This is a genomic window from Vibrio sp. 03_296 (assembly GCF_002265885.1).
This window is the reverse complement of record NZ_NPKW01000692.1, coordinates 1-882: the sequence shown is the minus strand read 5'-3', so window position 1 is coordinate 882 and position 882 is coordinate 1. Positions and strand designations below refer to the sequence as shown.

Sequence of the window (882 nt, the reverse complement as noted above, 5' to 3'; positions counted from 1 at the left end):
GCGGAGCTAAAAAGCGGGTTCCTTGCGCTTCCATTTCTAAGATTCCACCACTGATCAATTCGAACCTGAMCCCAAGTGTGGCTGTGTTCCGTGTTCTGTATCGAGAGAATTCTTCGAAATTCATAAACACATCAGATGGTGGAGTATCGATTGATAACGAGGGATGAAGATGTCGAGGGGACTTTTTCAAACTTGTCTTCCTATCACGCGCAATGTCTTTTAAGAGATACTTGTAATTATAACGACCTGACAAACTATCTGACAACTGTCATTCTGCGAGTAAGTTCTCATGGTTTATCTGCTTCCACTTTTTACTGTTCTTATTTGGGGCGGCAACTCCATTGTTAATAAGTTGGCAGCATCGGCTATTGAGCCGAGTGCGATGAGTTTTTATCGTTGGTTTGTGGCCATGGCGATTCTCACCCCATTTTGCTACCTCATGTGATCCGCCAATGGCAGCAGATAAACCTATCTCAGCAACTCGCTTTTTGGCAACGTTAGGCATGGTGTTAAACCAATCTTTAGGTTACTACGCAGGCTTAACCACCAGCGCGTCGAACATGTCGCTGATCACCTCATTGGTCCCTTTGATCAGCGTCTTTCTCAGTGTGCCTCTTTAGGCAACGAGTGTCTGCTCTTAGCCTTATCGGCGGCGCCATTTCACTGTTTGGCTTAGCCTACATGCTTGGCCAAGGTGATGTGGCCTTCTTTATTGAACAACCCGTCACACAAGGGGATGGACTGATGGTGCTTGCCGCGATTGTCTATGCCGCCTACTGCGTGTTATTGAAACGCTGGAAAATGCCGTTTTCCAATTGGACGCTGATTTACATGCAAGGTCTGTTTGCCGTTGCGATGCTGACACCATTATGGCTGACCAGC

At 46.8% G+C, this 882-nt stretch carries 2 pseudogenes; one reads left to right on the top strand and one right to left on the bottom strand.

Annotated features, from left to right (window positions below):
• Positions 1–190: pseudogene (locus CIK04_RS34335) on the bottom strand (AraC family transcriptional regulator); the annotation flags it as partial.
• Positions 191–289: 99 nt separating this feature from the next.
• Between CIK04_RS34335 and CIK04_RS27180 the strand changes: the two are divergent.
• Positions 290–882 (top strand): annotated as a pseudogene (locus CIK04_RS27180) (DMT family transporter); the annotation flags it as partial.